The following is a 343-nucleotide window of genomic DNA, read 5'->3' on the forward strand; positions in this document are numbered from 1 at the left end:
GATGGCCATCGTGCTGACCCACGGTGCCAAAGTGCCGGTGATCAAGCTGGGCCGCATGGCGGGGCAGTTCGCCAAGCCGCGTTCAGCGCCGACTGAAACGGTGGATGGGGTGGAACTGCCAAGCTACCGCGGTGACATCATCAACGAGCTCGCCTTTACCGCCGACGCCCGTATTCCCGACCCTAAAAAGATGCTGCGCGCCTACACACAGGCCGCCGCGACCCTGAACCTGATCCGGGCGTTCTCGACCGGCGGCTATGCCGATGTGCATCAGGTGCACGGCTGGACCCTGGGCTTTACCGAAAGCGAAAAGGCGGAAAAATACCGCGAGATCGCGAACCGC

Annotated in this window: 1 protein-coding gene; it reads left to right on the top strand. The window is 63.0% G+C overall.

Features of this window, described 5'->3' with window-relative positions:
- Positions 1–343 (top strand): 3-deoxy-7-phosphoheptulonate synthase (locus B4F27_RS17605; RefSeq protein WP_286760303.1); only part of this gene is annotated, 343 nt, incomplete at both ends.

The sequence above is a fragment of the Sulfitobacter sp. UBA1132 genome, assembly GCF_002311545.1.
GTDB lineage: Bacteria > Pseudomonadota > Alphaproteobacteria > Rhodobacterales > Rhodobacteraceae > Sulfitobacter > Sulfitobacter pontiacus.